The 21194-nt window shown below is 68.2% G+C and carries 17 protein-coding genes and 1 pseudogene; 12 read left to right on the top strand and 6 right to left on the bottom strand.

What is annotated here, in order from left to right:
• Nucleotides 1-99: 99 nt before the first annotated feature.
• The 5 genes and pseudogenes from AC0IZJ_RS12755 to cobA all read left to right on the top strand — a co-directional run bounded on the left by AC0IZJ_RS12755 (nucleotide 100) and on the right by cobA (nucleotide 5901).
• Nucleotides 100-315, top strand: coding sequence for a hypothetical protein (locus tag AC0IZJ_RS12755; RefSeq protein ID WP_471850221.1), 216 nt, complete (start codon nucleotides 100-102; stop codon nucleotides 313-315).
• Nucleotides 312-1577: pseudogene (locus AC0IZJ_RS12760) on the top strand (NAD(P)/FAD-dependent oxidoreductase); the annotation flags it as partial. The gene AC0IZJ_RS12755 and the pseudogene AC0IZJ_RS12760, both read left to right, overlap by 4 nt.
• Nucleotides 1578-1602: 25 nt before the next feature.
• Nucleotides 1603-2382 (top strand): type IV pili methyl-accepting chemotaxis transducer N-terminal domain-containing protein, encoded by a 780-nt coding sequence (locus AC0IZJ_RS12765; protein WP_471850223.1) that lies wholly within the window; start codon nucleotides 1603-1605, stop codon nucleotides 2380-2382.
• Between the two features lie 10 nt (nucleotides 2383-2392).
• A complete protein-coding gene (locus tag AC0IZJ_RS12770) occupies nucleotides 2393-5158 on the top strand; it encodes a nitrate reductase (protein ID WP_471850225.1) in 2766 nt (921 codons plus the stop codon).
• Nucleotides 5155-5901, top strand: coding sequence for a uroporphyrinogen-III C-methyltransferase (gene cobA, locus AC0IZJ_RS12775; protein WP_471850227.1), 747 nt, complete (start codon nucleotides 5155-5157; stop codon nucleotides 5899-5901). Before AC0IZJ_RS12770 ends, cobA begins: the two co-directional genes overlap by 4 nt.
• On the opposite strand, the gene AC0IZJ_RS12780 is transcribed toward cobA, so the two are convergent.
• Nucleotides 5888-7438 (bottom strand): methyl-accepting chemotaxis protein, encoded by a 1551-nt coding sequence (locus AC0IZJ_RS12780; protein ID WP_471850228.1) that lies wholly within the window; start codon nucleotides 7436-7438, stop codon nucleotides 5888-5890. The genes cobA and AC0IZJ_RS12780 overlap by 14 nt on opposite strands.
• Nucleotides 7439-7557: 119 nt before the next feature.
• On the opposite strand from AC0IZJ_RS12780, the gene AC0IZJ_RS12785 reads away from it, so the two are divergent.
• Nucleotides 7558-8334, top strand: coding sequence for a type III pantothenate kinase (locus AC0IZJ_RS12785; RefSeq protein ID WP_471850229.1), 777 nt, complete (start codon nucleotides 7558-7560; stop codon nucleotides 8332-8334).
• Between the two features lie 194 nt (nucleotides 8335-8528).
• Here the strand turns inward: AC0IZJ_RS12785 and hslU are convergent, their stop codons facing one another.
• The 5 genes from hslU to AC0IZJ_RS12810 all read right to left on the bottom strand — a co-directional run bounded on the left by hslU (nucleotide 8529) and on the right by AC0IZJ_RS12810 (nucleotide 14211).
• Nucleotides 8529-9842 (bottom strand): ATP-dependent protease ATPase subunit HslU, encoded by a 1314-nt coding sequence (hslU, locus tag AC0IZJ_RS12790; RefSeq protein ID WP_471850231.1) that lies wholly within the window; start codon nucleotides 9840-9842, stop codon nucleotides 8529-8531.
• Entirely contained in the window at nucleotides 9839-10405 is a 567-nt protein-coding gene (gene hslV / locus AC0IZJ_RS12795) for an ATP-dependent protease subunit HslV (RefSeq protein ID WP_471850232.1), read from the bottom strand. The genes hslU and hslV overlap by 4 nt, the downstream gene beginning before the upstream one ends.
• A gap of 38 nt (nucleotides 10406-10443) precedes the next feature.
• A complete protein-coding gene (locus AC0IZJ_RS12800; RefSeq protein WP_471850234.1) occupies nucleotides 10444-12207 on the bottom strand; it encodes a hypothetical protein in 1764 nt (587 codons plus the stop codon).
• Nucleotides 12208-12360: 153 nt separating this feature from the next.
• Nucleotides 12361-12999 carry an RNA polymerase-binding protein DksA gene (gene dksA / locus AC0IZJ_RS12805; protein WP_471850236.1) on the bottom strand — a complete coding sequence of 213 codons (639 nt, stop codon included), beginning with the start codon at nucleotides 12997-12999 and terminating at the stop codon, nucleotides 12361-12363.
• A 156-nt stretch (nucleotides 13000-13155) separates the two neighbouring features.
• Nucleotides 13156-14211, bottom strand: a complete 1056-nt coding sequence (locus AC0IZJ_RS12810; protein ID WP_471850238.1) for a CobW family GTP-binding protein — start codon at nucleotides 14209-14211, stop codon at nucleotides 13156-13158.
• A gap of 115 nt (nucleotides 14212-14326) precedes the next feature.
• On the opposite strand from AC0IZJ_RS12810, the gene AC0IZJ_RS12815 reads away from it, so the two are divergent.
• The 6 genes from AC0IZJ_RS12815 to AC0IZJ_RS12840 are packed head-to-tail and all read left to right on the top strand — an operon-like array spanning nucleotide 14327 to nucleotide 21193.
• Entirely contained in the window at nucleotides 14327-15208 is an 882-nt protein-coding gene (locus tag AC0IZJ_RS12815; RefSeq protein ID WP_471850240.1) for an HlyC/CorC family transporter, read from the top strand.
• On the top strand, nucleotides 15205-16647 hold the full coding sequence (gene lnt, locus AC0IZJ_RS12820; protein WP_471850242.1) for an apolipoprotein N-acyltransferase: 1443 nt from the start codon (nucleotides 15205-15207) through the stop codon (nucleotides 16645-16647). The genes AC0IZJ_RS12815 and lnt overlap by 4 nt, the downstream gene beginning before the upstream one ends.
• A gap of 29 nt (nucleotides 16648-16676) precedes the next feature.
• Complete coding sequence (gene glyQ, locus AC0IZJ_RS12825) at nucleotides 16677-17609, top strand: glycine--tRNA ligase subunit alpha (protein ID WP_471850244.1); 933 nt, start codon at nucleotides 16677-16679, stop codon at nucleotides 17607-17609.
• Nucleotides 17609-19741 carry a glycine--tRNA ligase subunit beta gene (gene glyS, locus AC0IZJ_RS12830; RefSeq protein ID WP_471850246.1) on the top strand — a complete coding sequence of 711 codons (2133 nt, stop codon included), beginning with the start codon at nucleotides 17609-17611 and terminating at the stop codon, nucleotides 19739-19741. The genes glyQ and glyS overlap by 1 nt, the downstream gene beginning before the upstream one ends.
• Nucleotides 19742-19745: 4 nt before the next feature.
• Nucleotides 19746-20390 (top strand): D-glycero-beta-D-manno-heptose 1,7-bisphosphate 7-phosphatase, encoded by a 645-nt coding sequence (gmhB, locus tag AC0IZJ_RS12835; RefSeq protein WP_471850248.1) that lies wholly within the window; start codon nucleotides 19746-19748, stop codon nucleotides 20388-20390.
• Nucleotides 20390-21193 carry a lysophospholipid acyltransferase family protein gene (locus AC0IZJ_RS12840; protein WP_471850250.1) on the top strand — a complete coding sequence of 268 codons (804 nt, stop codon included), beginning with the start codon at nucleotides 20390-20392 and terminating at the stop codon, nucleotides 21191-21193. The genes gmhB and AC0IZJ_RS12840 overlap by 1 nt, the downstream gene beginning before the upstream one ends.
• Nucleotide 21194 lies beyond the last annotated feature (1 nt).

The raw sequence follows: 21194 nt of genomic DNA on the forward strand, positions 1-21194 counted from the left end.
GGGCGTTTTGAACGCTGCGGCAGGTCTGGAGGCCAGCTTCATCGCTGGCACATGCCTTGCAAAGCAAAGGGCAGACCAGCTTTGCAGTAGGGGTACGGCATGAAGAAGAACCTGGGTTCGGCAGTGGCGCGCGACCGAGGGGTGGGCGAGGCGAGTCGCAGGCAAGGCGCGACGACGCCGTGGGCACTTGCCCACAAGGAGAAGCAACGCCGCCTGCGGCTCGAAGCGCCCGCCCAGCGGCCGTGCCGCGCTGTTGATCGAAGTGGTGAACGTCATGGCATGGCTGACATGTTGACGCGCCGAGGCCTTCGATGAGTAGCCAGCGGTCGACTGCCGAACCCAGGTTAAAGCTCGTGATGGTGGGCAACGGCATGGCCGGCGTGCGCACGCTGGAAGAGCTGCTCAAGATCGCGCCGGACCTCTACGACATCACCGTCTTCGGCGCCGAGCCCCACCCGAACTACAACCGCATCCTGCTCAGCCCCGTGCTGGCCGGCGAGCAGACCATCGACGAGATCATCCTGAATCCGATGAGCTGGTATGCCGACCACGGCATCACGCTGCACTTGGGGCTTGCGGTCACCGAGATCGACCGCGTACGCCGCCGCGTCACCGCCGCCGATGGCACGACGGCTGAGTACGACCGCCTGCTCATCGCCACCGGCTCCAACCCCTTCGTGCTGCCGGTGCCGGGCAAGGAGCTGGAAGGCGTCATCGCCTACCGCGACATTGCCGACACCCACGCGATGATCGACGCGGCCACGCAATACAGGCATGCCGTCGTCATCGGCGGCGGACTGCTCGGCCTGGAAGCCGCCAACGGGCTGATGTTGCGCGGCATGCAGGTCACGGTGGTCCACCTCGTGGACACGCTGATGGAGCGCCAGCTCGACACCATGGCCGGCGGCCTGCTGCGCGATTCCCTGGTGGAGCGCGGCCTGAACTTCATGCTCGGCGCGCAGACGCAGCAGCTGCTGGGCAACGACGCTGGCCGCGTCCGCGCGATCCAACTGAAGACCGCGGACGGGCAAGTTGTCGATGTGCCCGCAGACCTCGTCGTCATGGCGGCCGGCGTGCGCCCCAACACCACGCTGGCCGAGAAGGCCGGCCTGCACTGCAGCCGCGGCATCGTCGTCACCGACACCATGCAGACGGTGACCGACCCGCGCGTCTACTCGGTGGGCGAATGCGCCGCGCATCGCGGCATCGCCTACGGCCTGGTGGCGCCGTTGTTCGAGCAGGGCAAGGTCTGCGCCACCCACCTGGCCCAGTTCGGCATCGGCCGCTACCTGGGCTCGCAGGTCAGCACCAAGCTCAAGGTGACGGGCATCGACCTGTTTTCGGCCGGCAACTTCGCCGGCGGCGCGGGCACCGAGGAAATCGTGCTCAGCGACCCTTTCACCGGCGTCTACAAGAAGCTGGTGATCCAGAACGACCAGCTCGTCGGCGCCTGCCTCTACGGCGACACGGTGGACGGCAGCTGGTACTTCAAGCTGGTGCGCGAACGCAGCGACATCAGCGGCATCCGCGACCGCCTGATGTTCGGCGAGCAGTACGCGAATGAAGGCGCCAACGAAGTTGCTGCCTGATCCCGACATGTCCATGAATCGGCGCTCCGCCCTCCTCGGCCTGGCCCTGGCCGGCACCCTGCCCTGCGCCCACGCCCGCATCGCCGAACTTGGCGATGCCATTGACAAGGCCGGCGCCCAGCGCATGCTGAGCCAGCGCATGGGCAAGGCCTGGCTCAGCCAGCTGCGGCCGGAGCTGGCCATGCGCGCTCGTGCCGTGCTGCAGGCCAGCGAGGCGCGCTTCGAGCGCCAGTTGGGCGAGCTGCTGAGCTATGCCCCCACCCCGGAGATCGCCGGCAGCTATCGCGCCATGCAGCACCGCTTCGGCGACTATCGTGCGCTGCTGAAGAGCACGCCCAGCCCCGAGCGTGTCGATGACCTGATCAAGGCCTCAGGGGAGCTGCTCAGCCTCGCCCAGATCGCCACAGGCCAGTTGCAGGAGCGCTCCACCGCCGCGACCGCTCGTCTCGTCAACCTGTCTGGCCGGCAGCGCATGTTGTCGCAGCGGTTGGCACTGTTTTTCCTCGCGGACCAGCAGGGCGCGCGGCCCGACCTCGTGCGACGCGAGAGTGCACAGGCCCGCGCCGATTTCGTCGCGGCCATGCAGGTCTTGACTGGTGCGCCCGAGGCCACCCCGGCGATCCGCGGCAACCTCGAGTTGGCGCAGAGCCAGTGGGTCTTCCTGCAGTCCGCCCTGGCTGGCCAGAGCCAGGGCCCGAAGGCCGCCACCGACGTCTTCGTCGCCAGCGAGAACCTGTTGGCCGTCATGGAGACAGTCACCGGCCAGTTCGCCCGCCAGCTGGCGCAGGCCTGAGCACAAGTACATGAACGAGACAAAGTCCACCTGCCCTTACTGCGGCGTCGGCTGTGGCGTCGTCATCGAGCACGACGGCGCGCAGATCACTGGCGTGCGCGGCGACCCCGACCACCCGGCCAACTTCGGCCGCCTGTGCACCAAGGGCACCAACCTGCACCTGACGGCCACGCCGGTCGTCATCCAGCACCAGCGCCTGCGCGAGCCGCAGCGCCGTGCCGCGCGCGGCGCGCTGCCCGAGGTCATCAGCTGGAGCGAAGCCAACCGCGAGATCGCCGACAAGCTGCTGGCCATCCGCGCCGCGCACGGCCCTGAGTCGATTGGCGTCTACATCTCCGGCCAGTTGCTGACCGAGGATTACCACGCCTTCAACAAGCTGGCCCGCGCCGTCATCGGCACGCCCCACATCGACTCCAACTCGCGGCTGTGCATGAGCTCGGCCGTGGTCGGCTACAAGCAGTCGCTGGGCGCCGACGCACCGCCCTGCAGCTACGAAGACATCGAACTGGCCGACTGCATCCTGGTCAGCGGCGCCAACCCGGCCTGGGCCCACCCCATCCTGTTCCGCCGCCTGGAAGTGGCGCGCACCGCCAAGTTGGAGAGCCCAGCGGGCCACAAGCTCATCGTCATCGACCCGCGCCGCACCGAGACCGCCGAGCTGGCCGACCTGCATCTGCAGATTCGCCCCGGCACCGACGTGGCCCTGTGCCACGGCCTGCTGCATGCCGTCATCGCGCGCGGCTGGACGGCGAACGACTTCATCGCCGAAGCCACCGAAGGCTTCGACGCCTTGAAGGCCCTGGTGGCCGACTGGACGCCCGCCCGCGCGGCCGAGGTCTGCGGGGTGACCGAGGCCGACATCTGGCAGGCCGCCGAATGGTTCGCCACCTCGCCGTCGTCGCTCAGCCTGTACTGCCAGGGCCTGAACCAGAGCAGCAGCGGCACGGCCAAGAACACGGCGCTGATCAACCTGCATCTGGCGACCGGCCAAATCGGCAAGCCCGGCGCCGGCCCCTTCTCGCTGACCGGCCAACCCAATGCCATGGGCGGGCGCGAGAGCGGCGGCATGGCGACGCTGCTGCCGGGCCACCGCGACCCGGGCAAGGCCGAGGACTGGGCGCAGATCGAATCGCTCTGGGGCGTGCCTGGCCTGCCCGGCAAGCGCGGCCACACGGCGGTGGAGATGTTCGAGGCCGCCGCACGCGGCGAGATCAAGGCGCTGTGGATTGCCTGCACCAACCCCGCCCAGTCCATGCCCGACCAGGCCACCGTGCGCCTGGCGCTGGAGCGCTGCGAGCTGGTCATCCTGCAGGAAGCCTTTGCCCACACGGCCACGGCCCGCTACGCCGACTACCTGCTGCCCGCCGCCACCTGGGGCGAGAAGGAAGGCACCGTCACCAACAGCGAGCGCCGCATCAGCCGCGTGCGCGCGGCCGTGCCGGCGGCGGCCGAATCGCGCGCCGACTGGCGCATCGCCCGCGACATCGCTGCGCTGATCGACGCAGGCCTGGAGCGCCCGCAGCGCATTGCCGCAACGACCGCAGAAGACCTCTGGCTCGAACACCGCGACGCCACGCGCGGCCGCGATCTCGACATCACCGGCCTCAGCTGGGCGACGCTGGACAGCGACGGCCCGCAGCAATGGCCCTTCGTCACCGGCCCGACGGCGCGCCTGTACACCGACGGTCGCTTCGCCACCGCCGACGGCCGCGCCCGCTTCATCACCAAGCCTTATCAAGCCACTGCCGAGGCGGCCACGCCCGCCCGCCCCTTCGCGCTGACCACCGGCCGCATGCGCGACCAGTGGCACGGCATGAGCCGCACCGGCAGCGTGCCGCGCCTGTTCGCCCACGAGGGCCGGCCGCTGGTGCGCATCAACCCCGGCGACGCCGCCAGCCACCAGTTGGCCGAGGGCGCGCTGGTCCATGTGCGGTCCAGCCGCGGCGAGGTGGTGCTGCCGCTCAAGCTCGACGAGAACGTGGCCCCGGCCGGCGCCGACATCGCCATGCACTGGGGCGACGAGTTCATCGGTGCGCAGCTGGGCGTCAATGCGGTCACGCAGGGCGCCTTCTGCCCTGACTCCAAGCAGCCCGAGCTGAAGTTCAGCGCCGTCGCCATCGAGCCGGCCCACCTGCCCTGGCGCCTCAGTGCCTGCGCCTGGGTGGCCGCCGAGGACGGCCAGCGCCTGCGCGAACAGCTGCGTGCGCTGATGCCACGCTTCGGTTATGCGCACTGCCTGCCCGAGCCGGCGAGATCAAATCACGGCGCCCAGATCGGCTGGGCCTTCGAGGCTGCCTGCGCCGAGACGCCGTCGCCCGCGCTGGTCGAGGAACTCGCCGCCGTGCTGGGCCTGAGCGGCCCCGCCGTGCTGCGCTATGCCGACGCCCGGCGCGGCCGGCTGCGCCTGCTCAGGCTCGATGCCGATGACATGCAGACCGCGCCGCTGCAGGCGCTGCTGCGCGTGGGACAGCACGATGAAGGCGCCTGGCTCGTCGACCTGTGGCGCGAGCGCACGGCCGCCGCCACGGTGGGCCGCTGGCTGCTCGCGCCGGGCGCTCCGCCAAGCAACCCGGGCGCGGCGCCCAGCCCACAGATCTGCAACTGCTTCGACGTGCGCGAGGACGTCATCCGCATCACCCTCACCCGCTGCAGCGGCACGCCAGCCGAACGCCTGGCGCAGCTGCAGGGCGAGAAGCGCTGCGGCACGCAATGCGGCTCTTGCCTGCCAACGCTGCGGCGGCTGGTGGCCACCACGCCTGAGGAGGTCCCTGCATGAACCATGTGATCTCGCTTGTTGGTGCCGGCCCGGGTGACCCCGAGCTGCTGACCGTCCGCGCGTTGAATCGCATCGAAGCTGCCGATGTCGTACTCGCCGACGACCTCATCGACCCGCGCGTGCTGGCCTTGGTGAAGGGCCGCCTGCTGCGCGTCGGCAAGCGCGGCGGCTGCATCAGCACGGACCAGCACTTCATCCACGCACTGATGATCCGCGAGGCCCGCGCCGGCCACCGCGTCGTGCGCCTCAAGGGCGGCGACCCCTTCGTCTTCGGCCGCGGCGGCGAAGAGGTCGACGCGCTGCGTGCGGCCGGCCTCGCGGTCGAAGTGGTGTCAGGCCTGACCAGCGGCATCGCCGGCCCGGCCGCCGTTGGCATCCCGGTGACGGACCGACGCGCCTCGCCCGGCGTCATCCTCGTCACCGGCCACCCGGGCGAAGGCCGCGCCGAGCCGGACTGGGCCGCGCTGGCCCGCACCGGCCTCACGCTGGTCATCTACATGGGCGTGGCCCGTGCGGCCGACATCACCGCCAGGCTGCTGGCTGCCGGCCTCAAGCCCCACCTGCCCGCGGCCATCGTCAGCGCCGCCCACACGGCCGAGCAGCGCCACGCCGTGACGACGCTGGCCGGCCTGCCCGACTGCATCGCCCGCGAAGGTTTGAAGAGCCCGGCGCTGCTGGTGATCGGGGAAGTCGCCGCGCACGCGGCGGCTGTCGACATCGAAAGGCTCGTCAGCTCAGCTTGAATGAACTGACCAGCCCGGCCAGCCGCACCGCCTGCTCCTTCAGCGACTGAGCGGCCGCGGCGGATTCCTCCACCAGCGCGGCGTTCTGCTGCGTCATCTGGTCCAGCTCGGTGACGGTGCCGTTGACCTGGGCAATGCCCTGGCTCTGCTCGATGGCCGCGGCGCTGATCTCGCCAATGATGTCGGTCACGCGCTGCACCGAGCCGACGATGTCGGTCATCGTCGTGCCGGCGTCGTTGACGAGCTGGGTGCCGGCCTCGACGCGCTCGACGCTGGCGCCGATCAAGCCCTTGATCTCGCGCGCCGCTTCGGCCGAGCGCTGGGCCAGCAAGCGCACCTCACCGGCCACGACGGCGAAGCCGCGGCCCTGTTCCCCGGCCCGCGCCGCTTCCACGGCCGCGTTCAACGCCAGGATGTTGGTCTGGAAAGCGATGCCGTCGATGGTGCCGATGATGTCGGCGATCTTCTTGCTGGCGGTGTTGATCTCGCCCATGGTGCTGACCACACGCGACACCACCTCGCCGCCCCGCCCGGCCGTCGTGGCGGCTGCACCGGCAAGCTGCTTGGCCGTCATCGCCGAGTCGGCGCTCTGGCCGACGGTGCCGGTCAGCTCGGTCATGGCGCTGGAGGCCTGCTGCAGATTGGAGGCCGTCTGCTCGGTGCGCTGCGACAGGTCCATGTTGCCGGTGGCCACCTCGGCCGACGCGAACTGGATGCTTTCGGCCGACTCGCGCACCTGGCCCACGATCTCGGACAGCGACTTCTGCATCGCGGCCAGCGCCTGCATCATCTCGGCGGATTCGTCGTTGCCACGCGCCTCGGGTGCGCGCGACAGGTCACCATCAGCCATGCGTTCGGCAAAGCGTTTGGCCGCGACCAGCGGGCCGATGATGGAACGCGAGATCAGCACGGCCAGCACACCGCCGATGACGATGCAGACGATGAAGGCCGTCAGCAGGCCCACGAACAGGCCGCTGACGAGGTTGTCGACCTTGACGAAGACGTCGTCGCCGCGCGTCTTCAGGTCACTCTCGATGTTGTTGAGCATCGCCAGCGCCGGGTCGTAGAACGCGTCTGCAGCCTTGATGTCTTCGAGTGCGGACTGCGCATCGGCATACCCGTCGGCACCTAGCTTGTCTGCCACCGGGCCGATGGTCTTGCGGTAGTCGACCATCAGCGCGCGGAACTTGACGAGGGCCACCTTGCCCTTCTCCTCGGTGGAGATCCTGCCGAAGTCGTCCATGGCCTTGTCCAGGCCCGTCTGGGCGGTGTCCCACTCCTTGCGGGCGCGGGCCATGCCTTCCTTGTTGAAGATGGAGGCGACCAACGTGGAAGTCGCCGTCTTGCTCTCCAGCAGGCGGCTGCGCGCGGCCACCGTGATGTTGGAAGCCGGGATGAGCTTCTGGGTGATGCCCTGGATGGCCTTCTGGGACACGTTCAGGCCGAAGCCGCCGACGGCCACCAGCAGCGCCGTCATGACCAGGATGATGCCGAAGGCCAGCCAGAGCCGGGCCTGAATGCGTAGACGACGCAGCATGGGAGTTCTCCGGGCGGATGAGGGTGGAGCGGGGGCGACCTTTGATTGAAGCAGAAACCCCCGGTGGGGCGCGAAAACCTGCTGGTAGGCTCGCGGCATCGTTCACGGCACGGCCCACCATGAGCTTTCTGGCCATCGACATCGGCAACACCCGGCTCAAATGGGCCACCTATCCGGAAGGCGCCGCGCCCGGGAGCGCACCACTGCAGCAGGGTGCCGTGTTCCTGGAGAACATCGACCGCCTGGCCGATGAAGACTGGCAAGCCCTGGCCCCACCTACGCACGTGCTAGGCAGCAATGTCGCCGGTGACGCCGTGCGCCGCCGCGTCGAGGAGCAGATGGAGCACTGGGACCTGGCACCGCGCTGGGTCGTGCCCTCCACCGAGGCGGCCGGCGTCCGCAACGGCTATGACCACCCCACCCGCCTGGGTGCCGACCGCTGGGTGGCTGTCATCGGCGCGCATGCGCATGCACTGGAGCGCCGTTTTGACGGCCCGGTGCTGACCGTCATGGTCGGTACCGCCGTGACGGTGGACGCCCTCTCCGCCGACGGCCAGTTCCTCGGCGGCCTCATCCTGCCCGGTCACGGCATCATGCTGCGCGCCCTGGAAGGCGGCACCGCCGGCCTGCGCGTGCCCACCGGCGAGGTGCGCGACTTCCCCACCAACACCAGCGACGCGCTGACGACCGGCGGCACCTTCGCCATCACCGGGGCGATCGAGCACATGTATCGGCTTCTCACGCTGCGCGAAGGCCGTACACCCCTGTTGCTGATGACCGGCGGCGCCGGCTGGAAGGTCGCGCCGGCGCTGGATGCGCCGCATGAGCTCATCGAGGGGTTGATCTTTGATGGGTTGCTGGCGATGGCCGCGGCTCAGGCCCCTAGCCGACGTTGAGCAGCGCAGCAAGGCTGCCTCGCTGCAACTCGAGCCGCAGCAGGCGGTCGGCCAGCGCCACCTCCCACACGCGCTCGCCCTCCGCTGCGCACGAGTGCAAAGTCAACCGCCAGTGCGGCCTCAGCCAGGCCGAGCGTCATGTGATGCAGTTGCTGCGCTGACGGGCAGCGCTGCAACCTCGCCGCATTGAGCGGCTAAAGAATGAAGCGGCTCAGGTCCTCGTTGGCCGCCAGCGCGGCCAGCTTGGCGTCCACGGCCGCGCCGTCCACCACCAGCGTCTGTCCCGAACGGTTGGGCGCATCGAAGCTGATCTCGTCGAGCAGGCGCTCCATCACCGTGGCCAGGCGGCGCGCGCCGATGTTCTCGGTGCGCTCGTTGACCTCGAAGGCGATCTCCGCCAGGCGGCGGATGGCGTCGGGCTGCAGGTCCAGCGTGACGCCTTCGGTCGCGAGCAAGGCCTGGTACTGCTTGACGAGGCTGGCATGCGTGCTCGTCAGGATGGCCTCGAAGTCGGCCACCGACAGCGAGTCCAGCTCGACGCGGATCGGCAGGCGGCCCTGCAGCTCGGGAATCAGGTCGCTGGGCTTCGCGAGGTGGAAGGCGCCGCTGGCAATGAAGAGAATGTGGTCGGTCTTCACGAGGCCGTACTTGGTCGTCACCGTGGTGCCTTCGACCAGCGGCAGCAGGTCGCGCTGCACGCCCTGGCGCGACACCTCGGCGCCGCCATGCTCGTTGCGCGAGGCCACCTTGTCGATCTCGTCGATGAAGACGATGCCCATCTCCTGCGCGTTGTGCAGCGCCGTCGCGCGGGTCTCGTCCTCGTTGACGAGCTTGGCGGCCTCTTCGTCGACCAGCAGCTTCATCGCCTCGGCGATCTTGAGCTTGCGCGTCTTCTTCTGGTTGCCGCCGAACTGGCTGAACATGCCCTTGAGCTGCTCGGCCATGTCCTCCATGCCGGGCTGGTTGCCGAACGGCGTCAGCACCTCCAGGCTGGCCTTGGGTGCAGCGAGGTCGAGTTCGATGTCCTTGTCGTCGAGCTGGCCCTCGCGCAGGCGCTTGCGCATGGTCTGCCGCGTGGCGTTGTCGGCCTCCACGCCGGGCAGCAGCACGTCGAGGATGCGATCTTCGGCTGCGTCCTCGGCGCGGGCCTGGCAGCGCCGCATGCCGACTTCGCGCTCCTGCTTGACGGCCACTTCGACGAGGTCGCGGATGATGGAGTCGACATCCTTGCCGACATAGCCCACCTCGGTGAACTTGGTCGCCTCCACCTTGATGAAGGGCGCACCGGCCAGCTTGGCCAGGCGACGCGCGATCTCGGTCTTGCCGACGCCGGTTGGGCCGATCATCAGGATGTTCTTGGGCGTGATCTCGCCGCGCAGCTTCTCGTCGACCTGCTGGCGGCGCCAGCGGTTGCGCATCGCAATGGCGACGGCGCGCTTGGCGGCCTGCTGGCCGACGATGTGGCGGTCCAGCTCGGAGACGATTTCCTGAGGGGTCATGCTGCTCATTCCAGAACCTCCAGCGTGTGGTTCTGGTTGGTGTAGATGCAGATCTCGCCGGCGATCTCCAGCGACCTCTTGACGATGTCCGCCGCACCCAGTTCGGTGTGCGCCAGCAACGCCTTGGCGGCAGCCTGCGCATAGGCGCCGCCCGAGCCGATGGCAACGATGCCCTGCTCGGGCTCCAGCACGTCGCCGTTGCCGGTGATGATGAGCGAGGCGGTGCGGTCGGCCACGGCCAGCATGGCTTCCAGGCGGCGCAGCACGCGGTCGGTGCGCCAGTCGCGCGTCAGTTCGACGGCGGCGCGCACGAGATGGCCCTGGTGCTTCTCGAGCTTGGCCTCGAAGCGCTCGAACAGTGTGAAGGCGTCGGCCGTGGCACCGGCGAAACCGGCCAGCACCTGGTCTCGGTAGAGCTTGCGCACCTTGCGGGCGCTGGCCTTGACGATGGTGTTGCCCAGCGTCACCTGGCCGTCGCCGCCGATGGCGACCTGCCAGCCGGCGGGCGTCTGGCGGCGCACCGAGATGATGGTTGTGCCGTGGTAGACGGCAGAGGAGGAATCAGAGGACATAGAGGCTCCAGATAAGGCCTAGGAGCCGCAGTGCAAGATCAGTTGATTCTGACCTTCACCTTCGCATGCTCGTTGATGCCCATCGCGCCAAAGAACAGTGCGACGAGGCGGTGGGCGTCGTTGAAGACCACCATGCGGTTCTCGCTGCGGCGCTGCAGCACCCAGTTCAGCAGGTCGCCAGCGGCCATGAAGTCCAGGCGGATCAGCTTGGTGCACGAGATGTTGATGAGGCTGGCCTCGCCGACCTCGCCACCCATGGAACGGAGCGTGTCGGAAATGTCGCCGCTGAGCTGGCCCTTGAGCTCCACCTGAACCGTCGCGCTCGCGGGGTCGAGCAGGCCGGTGTCGAGGAAGCTCGATTGCGCCTCGCTCTGCATCGTGCTGTTGGCCGGGCTGTTGGTCGACGTGCCTTCGCTGCCGATGCGCACGCGGCACTTGGCGCGCTCCCAGGAGGGCGGCGAGACCTCATAGGTCACGCAGTAGTCGATGGCGGCCTCGTCGAACTGGTCCGGCCGGTTGGCCAGCCGCAGCGCTTCGAGGCGCAGCATCCACAGTGCGGGGTCGGTGTCGCGCTCGCCGACGGGGGCAAGCTCCTTGAGCTGGGTGAGGAAGTGGTCGCCGCCGACCCAGCGCTGGTCAACCTGCTGCTGGGCCCATTGGCGCAGCACCTGGCGCAGCTGGATGGCCGCTTCGATCTCGATCTCATCCAGCGCGCCCCAGTCGAACACCCAGGGCATGGGCAGAGTTTCAGAGCGCTTCTGCAGCACCGACACGTCCTCGGCCCTCAGCGTGGACGGTGCCGTCCAGCTGATCTGGCCGGCCTTGGCCATGGGCGAGCGGTTGGCCTGGCGCGCAGATTCGGCCACCAGCCTGGGCATGGAGAACCACTGCGGCGCTGACAGCCCGAACTGCTGGGCGTACTCGACGGCCAGCACCTCGAACTTGCCCTGGGCGCCCGTGGCGCGGTAGTGGTCAAACAGCACCAGCCAGGTCTCGCCGTGCAGGTTGCGGCTGCCGCCCGGGCGAACGAGTTCGGTCAGCGAACGCTCGCTGTGCTCGTAGTCCGCATTGGCAAAGGCGATGACGGCTTCGTCCAATTCGGGGTCATGCACGACCTCCTGCACCTCGACGACCGCACCGGATTCGGCCAGCGTGAAGGACAGCGACATGTCCAGCGGCGGCAGGTCGGGCAGCCGGCTGGCCGGCGAGTCGGACAGTGGCGGAATGGCCGCGCCCATGGTGACGGCGGCGGGCGGCGTCGGTGCCGACAGGCGCTGCACTTCCTTGGGGGTCGAGAACTCGCTGACGCGGCCGCCGGACGAATCCATGGGCGTCTGCGCGGAGCTGGTGGAGGCAAAGGCGACGGGGCGCGTGCTGGTCTCGAAGAAACCCGGCTGCTGTTTGGGCACGGCCTGCGTTGTCGCAAAGCTCTCGCCCACCATCTGCTGCTCGATCTCGTCGATCTTGGCCTTCACGCCAAGGTCGATCTTGGAGCTGGGCTCGCTGATGCGCTCATCGTCGCCGAGCTTGGACTGCGACGCGGCCAGCGCAGCCAGTTGCTCCGGCGTCAGCCCTTCGCGGCGGATGCGGCGCAGCATGTCGAGTTCGCGCTTGCGCACGAAATCGTTGCGGCGCTTGCGCTCCACCATGGCGCGCAACTCGGCCTTGGCGAGGTCGCCCTCGGGGTCATCCTGGCGCGAATTGATCTCGGCCCAGTCCGTCGTCGGATTGGCGACAAAGCGCGCAACCTTGCGGAAGAAACTGTCGCCTTCCTTGGGGTCTGCGGGCTTGGATTCGGACATGTATGGGCGCGAAGGAGTTAGCGTGTTTCGGGCCGAGCGCCGGGCCGCTCCCAAGCCGGCCCGCTAAGGCGATGTACTTGCAGCTCAACGCTGCAAGCATCGCCGTCCCCTCGGGGGACCGGCCAAGGTACTCCTTGGACGCGGGGCTTCATGTCAGTCCCCGAACATCTTCTGCTTCAACTCGCGGCGCTGCTGCGCCTCGAGCGACAGCGTCGCCGTCGGGCGGGCGATCAACCGGCCCAGGCCGATGGGCTCGCCGGTCTCGTCGCAGTAGCCGTAGTCGCCACTGTCCAGCCGGATGATGGACTGGACGATCTTCTTCAGCAGCTTGCGTTCGCGGTCGCGCGTGCGCAGTTCCAGCGCATGCTCTTCCTCGATGGTCGCGCGGTCGGCCGGGTCGGGCACGATGGTGGTGTCTTCACGCAGGTGCTCGGTCGTCTCGCCTGCGTTGGACAGCACCTCCGCCTTGAGGCCTTCCAGCTTGGCGCGGAAGAACTCGATCTGCTTGGCGTTCATGTACTCGGCGTCCGGCATGGCCAGGACTTCGGCGTCGCTCAGTTCAGCGCCCGGCTTGCTCTTCCAGGCATTGACGAGCTTGGGGTCGCCCTTGGCGGCCACGCGCGGCGCCGCATCAACCTCATGGTTGGCACCACGCGCTGGCGGCTTCGGCGGCGCGAAGCGGTCGGCAAAGCGATTGGCCGGCGCGGGCAACTCCATCGTTGCAACGTCGGCGCCAATGTCACTCTTCTTCGCACCCTTGGATGCGGTCTTCGGGGCCGGGGTCTTGCTCACAGTCTTCTCCTCGCTCAGGGCTTGCATCGGCGCGGTGTCAGACCTTGATCCCACTGCTTTCCAGCCTGCTGCCCAACTTTGAGCGCGGCGGATTGTAGCCATGAGGATCGAAGTGCCCGCGTAGGCCCGAAACAACGCCTTCGCGGGCCATCAACATCACGCCAGACAACCTTCCAGACCTTGCATCAACACGTCCTTCGGCAGGTCGATGCCGATGAACACCATCTTGCTCTGCTTTTTCTCTCCCGGCATCCACCGCGGGCCGAGATCGGATCCCATCATCTGGTGCACGCCTTGGAAAATGACCTTCTTCTCCGTGCCTTTCATGTGTAGGACACCCTTGTATCTCAGCATCTTGGGGCCGTAGACCTGCACGATGGCGCCGAGGAAGTCCTCCAGCTTGGCCGGGTTGAAGGGCTTGTCGGAACGGAACACGAAACTCTTCACATCATCGTCGTGGGCGTGATGGTGGGGATGGTCGCAATGCTCACCGTGCTCATGATCGTGATGATCGTGGTCGTGGTCGTGGTGGTGCGCGTCCGCGGTCAGGAAGTCGGGGTCGATCTCCAGCTTGGCGTTCAGGTTGAAGCCGCGCAGGTCGAAGATCTTGCTGAGCGGCACCTCGCCGAAATGCGCGGTCTGGATGGGCGCTCGCGGGTTCATGTGCTTGATGCGGTGAATCAGCGCCTCCACGGCAGCCGGCTCCACCAGGTCACTCTTGCTGATGAAGAGCTGGTCGGCGAACCCGACCTGCATGCGCGCTTCCTGGCGGCTGTTCAGCTGCTCTTCGGCATGCTTGGCGTCCACCAGCGTCAGCACCGAGTCCAGCAGGTAGGCCTCGGCGATCTCGTCGTCCATGAAGAAGGTCTGGGCGACGGGGCCGGGGTCGGCCAGGCCGGTGGTTTCGATGACGACCCGGTCGAAACTCAGTTCACCCTTGCGGCGCTTGGCGGCCAGGTCGGAGAGCGTCGTGCGCAGATCCTCGCGGATGGTGCAGCAGACGCAGCCGTTGTTCATCTGGATGATCTGCTCGTTGGTGTCCGACACCAGGATGTCGGTGTCGATGTTCTCTTCGCCGAACTCGTTTTCGATGACGGCGATCTTCTGGCCGTGGGCCTCGGTCAGGATGCGCTTGAGCAGCGTGGTTTTCCCGGCGCCCAAAAAGCCGGTCAGGATGGTGGCGGGGATGAGGCCGTTGGCGGAAGAAGACATGGCGGGAACCGTTTTCCAAAGAAGGCAGCAGATATAGGGACGAAGCGCCGCAAGGCAAGGCGCTGTCAAACCAATCGGCTATTCTGTCCCTTCCGCAATATCCTGACAGTTCCCCTTGAGCGAACCGCATTCAGGCCGGCCCCCAGTTCGCGGGGCCGCCAAACACCCGCCCGAGGCCCGCGGCCTGCTGGAGCGCATGCTGGAGTTTCTGCACCCCGGCCCCGACTCCAAGTCCGAACTGATCGAAACCCTGGCCGACGCCGAGCAGCGCGAGCTGATCGAGCCCGAGTCGCGCCAGATGCTGGAAGGCGTGCTGCGCATGGCCGAGCTGTCGGCCGGCGACGCCATGGTGGCCACGCCACGCATGGACCTGCTGGACATCGATGCGCCCTACGACGAGCTGCTCGGCATCGTCATCGATACCGGTCACTCGCGCTTCCCCGTCTACGAGGACACGCGCGACAACATCATCGGCATCCTGCTCGCCAAGGACCTGCTGAAGATGCAGCGAGCCCCCGAGCTGAACCTGCGCGCGCTGCTGCGCCCGACGGTGTTCGTACCCGAGAGCAAGGGCCTGAACGAGCTGCTGCGGGACTTCCGTTCCAACCGCAATCACCTGGCCATCGTCATCGATGAGTTCGGCAACACGGCCGGCCTCATCACCATCGAGGACGTGCTGGAAGAAATCGTCGGCGAGATCGAGGACGAGTTCGACGACAAGGACGGCGAGTCGGGCCTGTACACGCTGGCCGACGGCAGCCAGCGCGTGGCCGGCGACGCGACCATCGCGGCGGTCAACGGCAGCTTCGGCCTGGCCCTGCCCGACGACGACTTCGACACCATCGGCGGCCTGATCGCCCACGAGCATGGCCGGGTGCCGCGCCGTGGCGAATCCGTGCGGGTGGGCGGCCTGAATTTCGCCGTCATGCTGACCCGCGGCGGTGCCGTGCGCTGGTTCAAGGTCACGCGCGTCCCTGAAGGCGAGTCCGAGGCGTGAGAACGGGCGTTGCCGCTGCGGCCGCGCTGGCCGCCGGGCTGCTGCAGACCGCCTCCTTCGCGCCCACCGAAGCCTGGTGGGCGCAGATCGCCGCCCTCGCGTTGCTTTTCGGGGTCGTCGCCCACGCCACACCGCGCGTGGCTGCGGTTTGCGGCGCGCTGTTCGGCTTCAGCTGGCTGGCCTCGGGCCTGTGGTGGCTGCATATCAGCATGCACCAGTTCGGCGGCATCCCGTGGCTGGCCGCGGCGCTGGCCGTGGGGCTGCTGGCGGCCTTTCTGAGCGGCTACTACGCCATTGCCCTGGGCCTGACGGCGCGCTGGATCACCCCCGGGCGCTGGCGGCTGCTGGCCCTGGTGCCGGCCTGGCTGCTGGCCGAGCTGGCCCGGGCCACGTGGCTCAGCGGCTTCCCGTGGATTGCGTCGGGCTATGCCCACACGGTCGGCCCGCTCGCCGGCTGGGCGCCGTGGATTGGCATCTACGGCATCACGGCGCTGGCAGCGCTGGCTGCGTCGGGGCTCGCACTGCTGAAGGAACGCGACTGGCGCTTCGCCGCACCGGCCCTGCTGCTGCCGCTCGCAGGGCTGCTGCTGCCGCAGGACTTCACCACGTCGACCGGCCCCATCGCCGTGTCCCTCGTGCAACCCAGCATCCCACAGGACCAGAAGTTCGACCCCGCCCGCTTTGCCGCCAACCTCGAAGCGCTGGCCAGGCTCATCGAATCGGCCAAAGGCCAGGTCGTCATCACGCCCGAATCCGTCGTGCCGCTGCCGTTGGTGGAGCTGGACCCGGCCACGCTCACCCGCCTGTCTCGCCCGGAGCGGCCCGCGCTGCTGGGCGCATTCCTCGGCAACGCCGACGAAGGCTGGGTGAACTCCGTCGTCGCCCTCGGCAGCAACTACCGATACGGCAAGCGCCACCTGTTGCCCTTCGGCGAATTCATCCCGCCGGGCCTGGGCTGGTTCGTGCGTGCAATGAACATCCCGCTGGACGACCAGGCGCGCGGCGATCATCAGCGCCCCTGGGCCGTGGCCGGCCAGCGCCTGCGGCCGCTGATCTGCTACGAGGATCTGTTCGGCGAGGACGTCGTGCAGAGCGCCGTCGGCCCTGACGCCGCAACCGTCTTCGTCAATGTCAGCAACCTGGCCTGGTTCGGCACCGTCATGATCCAGGACCAGCACCTGCAGTTCTCGCAGATGCGCGCGCTCGAATTCCAGCGGCCCGTCGTGCGTTCGACGAACACCGGCGCCACCGCCGTCCTCGATCACCGCGGCCACGTCACCGCCCGCATGCCACCGCTCGAACGCGGCGTGCTGGAAGCCAGCGTCGACGGCCGTGCCGGCACCACGCCGTATGCCCGCTGGCTCGCCGCGTTGGGCCTGTGGCCGCTCTGGGGTTTTGCGCTGTTGACCCTGATGGGCCTCAAGAAGGCGGCCTCATAGAATCGACCACCCCCCTCTCCCCCCTCCCCATGCTGACCTTCCAGCAAATCATCCTGAAGCTTCAGGACTATTGGTCCCAACAAGGCTGCGCGCTGCTACAGCCTTACGACATGGAAGTCGGCGCCGGCACCAGCCACACTGCCACCTTCCTGCGCGCCCTCGGCCCCGAGCCCTGGAAGGCCGGCTACGTGCAACCCAGCCGCCGCCCCAAGGACGGCCGCTACGGCGAGAACCCCAACCGCCTGCAGCACTACTACCAGTACCAGGTCGTGCTCAAGCCCGCGCCGGCCAACATCCTGGAGCTCTACCTCGGCTCATTGGAAGCGTTAGGTTTCGACCTGAAGAAGAACGACGTGCGCTTCGTCGAGGACGATTGGGAGAACCCGACTCTCGGCTGCTGGGGCCTGGGCTGGGAGGTCTGGCTGAACGGCATGGAGGTGACGCAGTTCACCTATTTCCAGCAGGTCGGCGGCATTGACTGCAAGCCCATCACCGGTGAGATCACCTACGGGCTGGAACGCCTGGCGATGTACCTGCAGGGCAAGGAATCGGTCTACGACCTGGTCTACACGGACGGCCTGACCTACGGCGATGTGTTCCACCAGAACGAGGTCGAGCAGAGCACGTACAACTTCGAGCACAGCGACGTGGACTTCCTGCTCGGTGCCTTTGCCGCACATGAGAAGAAGAGCCAGGAGCTGATGGCCGAGAAGCTCGCCCTGCCCGCCTACGAGCAGCTGCTGAAGGCCGGCCACAGCTTCAACCTGCTGGACGCGCGCGGCGCGATCAGCGTGACCGAGCGGGCCGCCTACATCGGCCGCATCCGCAACCTCGCGCGCGCCGTGGCGCAGAGCTATCTGGACAGCCGCGCGCGTCTCGGATTCCCGATGGCGCCGAAGGCCTGGGCGGATGAAGTCGTCGCGCAGATCGAACTGAAGAACAGCAAGAAGGCGGCCGCTTGATGAATCTGCTCGTTGAACTGTTTGTCGAAGAGCTGCCGCCCAAGGCGCTGAGGAAGCTGGGCGAGTCGTTCGCCACGGTGCTGGCCGACAGCCTCAAGGCGCACGGCCTCGCCGCGCCTGACGCGGCCGTCACGTCCTTCGCTTCGCCGCGCCGGCTCGGCGTGCATATCGCCAACGTCGCTGCCAAGGCTGCCGACAAGGCCGTGCAGCAGAAGCTGATGCCCGTCGCCGTCGCGCTCACCGCCGACGGTCAGGCCACGCCCGCGCTGCTGAAGAAGCTCACGTCCATTGGCGCCGGCCCTGAAGTCGTTCCTCAGCTGAAACGCCTGCCCGACGGCAAGGCCGAGGCGCTGTTCTGGGACAGCATGGTCGCTGGCGCCACACTCGCCCAAGGCCTGCAGAAGGCGCTCGACGAGACGCTCGCCAAGCTGCCCATACCCAAGGTCATGAGCTATCAGCTCGCCGACGGCTGGAGCGACGTGAAATTCGTGCGCCCGGCGCATGGCCTGATCGCGCTCCACGGCGCTGACGTCGTTCCGGTCCAGGCCCTCGGCTTGACTTCTGGCCGCGTGACCAAGGGCCATCGCTTTGAGGCCGCCACGCCCGATCTGTCCATCGCCTCCGCCGACAGCTATACCGCTCAGTTGCGTGACCAGGGCGCCGTCATCGCCAGCTTCGCCGAGCGCCGCGCCGAGATCTCGCGCCAGCTCAAGGGCGCGGCCGATGCACTGAGCCTGACCCCCATCGATGACGACGCGCTGCTGGACGAAGTCACCGCCCTCGTCGAGCGCCCCAACGTGCTGACCTGCGCCTTCGAAGCCGAGTTCCTCGCCGTACCTCAGGAGTGCCTCATCCTGACGATGAAGGCCAACCAGAAGTACTTCCCGCTGCTGGATTGGCACGGCAAGCTGACCCGCCACTTCCTCGTCGTCAGCAACATCGCGCCGGCCGACGCCAGCGCCGTCGTGCAGGGCAACGAGCGCGTCGTGCGCCCGCGCCTGGCCGATGCCAAGTTCTTCTTCGACCAGGACCGCAAGAAGAAGCTCGAAGACCGCCTGCCAGGCCTGGCCAAGGTCGTCTATCACGGCAAGCTGGGCAGCCAGGGTGAGCGCGCCGATCGCGTGCGCGCGATTGGCCACGCCATCGTCAACCAGCTGAGCATGGCGACGCTGCCCTACACGGTCGAGGCCGACGACGAGTTCAAGGTGCTGGACAGCAAGGTCAAGCAGGCAGCCAGCCTCGCCAAGTGCGACCTGCTGACCGACATGGTGGGCGAGTTCCCCGAGCTGCAAGGGATCATGGGCGGCTACTACGCTCGCCACGAGGGCCTGCGCGACGGTGTCGCCATCGCCATTGAGGACCACTACAAGCCCCGCTTCGCCGGCGACGCGCTGCCGCGCAACCACACCGGCACGGTGGTGGCGCTGGCCGACAAGCTGGAGACGCTGGTGGGCCTGTTCGGCATCGGCCAGTTGCCCACCGGCGACAAGGACCCGTTCGCGCTGCGCCGCCATGCGCTGGGCGTCATCCGCATCCTGGTCGAGAAGAATCTGCCGCTCGACCTGCCGGCGCTGATCGACGCGGCCGTGCCGCCCTTCGGCGAGCTGGTCACGAATCCCCGCGATGCCCTGCTGACGTTCTTCGCCGACCGCCTGGCGGTGAACCTGCGTGACCAGGGCTACAGCGCGCAGGAAGTCGACGCCGTGCTGGCGTTGAACCCCACGCGCCTGGGCGACGTGCCGAAGCGCCTCGAAGCCGTGCGCGCCTTCGCCGCGCTGGACGAAGCCGCGCCGCTGGCCGCCGCCAACAAGCGCGTTGGCAACATCCTGAAGAAGGTCGAGGGCGATCTGCCCACGGCCATCAACCCGGACCTGCTGAAGGAAACCGCCGAGCAAGCGCTGGCCGCCGCGATTGCCGAAGTCCAGCCCGCCGCTGACCTCCTGTTCGAGCAGCATGACTACACCGGCTCGCTGAAGGCCCTGGCCGCGCTGAAGGCGCCGGTCGATGCCTTCTTCGATGACGTGATGGTGAACGCCGAAGACGCCGCGCTGCGCGCCAACCGCCTGGCGCTGCTGGGTCGCCTGCATGCGGCGATGAACCGCGTGGCCGACCTGTCGCGCCTCGCAACCTGAACCGATGCGCTCCGACCACGCCCATGGCATGAAGCTGGTCATCCTCGGCCGCGACGGCACGATCAACCGTTACCGCGACGACCACGTCAAGGCGCCCGAGGAACTGGACCCGCTGCCCGGCGCACTGGAGGCCGTCGCGCGGCTGAACCATGCCGGCTGGCACACGGTGCTCGCCACCAACCAGGCCGGCATCGGCCGCGGACTGCTGGACATGGCCTCGCTGAACGCCGTGCACCTGCGGCTGAACCAGCTGCTCGCCGAGAAGGGCGGGCGCCTGGACGCCGCCTTCTTCTGCCCCCACACGCCCGAGGAGGGCTGCGACTGCCGCAAGCCGCTGCCCGGGCTCATCCAGCAGATCGGCGAGCGCTTCGACGTCGATCTGCCCGACGTGCACATGGTCGGCGCGGCGCTGACCGACCTGTTGACGGCGCAGAACGCCGGCTGCATCCCTCACCTGGTGCTGACCGGCCCCTTTGGCCATCTCAGCACCGACGAACTCGCCAACCTGCTCGTGCAGGTGCCCAACGCCCGCGTGCACGACGACCTGAAGAGCTTCGCCGAGACCCTCATCCAGGAGGAACGCCGCCGCGTCGCCGAGCAGCGCGGCAAGGCCTTCTCACCCGATACCCAGGCCGGAGACCTTCTGTGATGTCCACGCTGCTGAGCGCCATCCGCTCGCTGATCTTCGTCCTCGTCCTCATCGTCACGGTCATCCCCTGGGCGACGGCCGTCGTCATCCTGTCGATCTTCCGGCGCGGCGACCCGATCTACTGGGCCTGCGCCGGCTGGCTCAAGCTCGCCATCTGGAGCGCCCGCTTCATCTGCGGCATCCGCTGGCGCATTCACGGCATGGAGAACCTGCCGCCCGCTTCGGACCGCCGCGCCGGGGTCGTGCTGCTGTCCAAGCACCAGAGCACCTGGGAGACGTTTGCCTACCCGGCGCTGTTCAGCCATCCGCTGGCCTACGTCTTCAAGCGCGAACTGCTCTACGTGCCCTTCTTCGGCTGGGCGATGGCGCGCATGGACATGATCCACATCGACCGCGGCCGCCGCACCGAGGCCTGGAACAAGGTGCTCAAGCAGGGCAAGCGCCTGGGCGGCCAGGGCAACTGGGTCATCATGTTCCCGGAAGGCACGCGCATCGCGCGCGGCGAGGTGGGCGACTACAAGACCGGCGGCACGCGCCTGGCCATCGAGGCCGGCCTGCCCGTCGTGCCCATCGCCGCCACGGCGGCGCGCTGCTGGCCCCGCAAGAGCTTCCTGCTGCGGCCCGGCGTCGTGGACGTTTCCATCGGCAAGCAGATGCCGTCGGTGGGCCGTGCACCCGGCGAGCTGATGGCGGAGGTCAAGGACTGGATAGAGGGCGAGATGCGCCGCCTCGACCCGGAGGCCTACGCCGGCAACCCTCCGCCCGCTGGCGTCGCCGGCGACCCGGCCGCGAGCCAGCGCTGAC

It is taken from the genome of Roseateles sp. AC306 (assembly GCF_979253795.1).

Bases quoted from the DNA above. Each gene is read 5' to 3' on its own strand.
- glyS (WP_471850246.1), top strand. From the start codon at position 17,609: ATGAATCTGCTCGTTGAACTGTTTGTCGAAGAGCTGCCGCCCAAGGCG.
- hslV (WP_471850232.1), bottom strand. From the start codon at position 10,405: ATGTCCTCTGATTCCTCCTCTGCCGTCTACCACGGCACAACCATCATC.
- AC0IZJ_RS12765 (WP_471850223.1), top strand. From the start codon at position 1,603: ATGAATCGGCGCTCCGCCCTCCTCGGCCTGGCCCTGGCCGGCACCCTG.
- AC0IZJ_RS12800 (WP_471850234.1), bottom strand. From the start codon at position 12,207: ATGTCCGAATCCAAGCCCGCAGACCCCAAGGAAGGCGACAGTTTCTTC.
- AC0IZJ_RS12840 (WP_471850250.1), top strand. From the start codon at position 20,390: ATGTCCACGCTGCTGAGCGCCATCCGCTCGCTGATCTTCGTCCTCGTC.
- gmhB (WP_471850248.1), top strand. From the start codon at position 19,746: ATGCGCTCCGACCACGCCCATGGCATGAAGCTGGTCATCCTCGGCCGC.
- AC0IZJ_RS12755 (WP_471850221.1), top strand. From the start codon at position 100: ATGAAGAAGAACCTGGGTTCGGCAGTGGCGCGCGACCGAGGGGTGGGC.
- glyQ (WP_471850244.1), top strand. From the start codon at position 16,677: ATGCTGACCTTCCAGCAAATCATCCTGAAGCTTCAGGACTATTGGTCC.
- cobA (WP_471850227.1), top strand. From the start codon at position 5,155: ATGAACCATGTGATCTCGCTTGTTGGTGCCGGCCCGGGTGACCCCGAG.
- AC0IZJ_RS12780 (WP_471850228.1), bottom strand. From the start codon at position 7,438: ATGCTGCGTCGTCTACGCATTCAGGCCCGGCTCTGGCTGGCCTTCGGC.
- AC0IZJ_RS12810 (WP_471850238.1), bottom strand. From the start codon at position 14,211: ATGTCTTCTTCCGCCAACGGCCTCATCCCCGCCACCATCCTGACCGGC.
- hslU (WP_471850231.1), bottom strand. From the start codon at position 9,842: ATGAGCAGCATGACCCCTCAGGAAATCGTCTCCGAGCTGGACCGCCAC.
- AC0IZJ_RS12770 (WP_471850225.1), top strand. From the start codon at position 2,393: ATGAACGAGACAAAGTCCACCTGCCCTTACTGCGGCGTCGGCTGTGGC.
- AC0IZJ_RS12785 (WP_471850229.1), top strand. From the start codon at position 7,558: ATGAGCTTTCTGGCCATCGACATCGGCAACACCCGGCTCAAATGGGCC.